Source organism: Anaerosporobacter sp., assembly GCF_965301125.1.
Map to the genome: position 1 here is coordinate 4,210 of NZ_CBDLAM010000250.1, position 329 is coordinate 4,538.

A 329-nucleotide genomic window follows, 5' to 3' on the forward strand; every position below is an offset into this window, starting at 1 on the left:
CTCTACTGCAAAAATATTTCTTTTCAGTTTCTTTCAGTTAATGGTTTATTTATATCATATTTACATAAAATAGTCAAACTCTAACATGACAAAATTTTCTATCGAATCTTAGACAAATTGTACGAAATCACCAATATTAATGTTATTATATATTACCATTTTGAAAATCATGCACAATCAATACTTCTTTTGTATCGGCCCGGTACCCTCTTTACGCACATTATGGGTTTGATTTTGGTTTTCTACCTTAGTTCTATTGGTGACACTATTGAACTTCTCGTTCTCTCTTTTAGCTTCCATCTTCATTGTTTCTTTCTTATTCATATCAT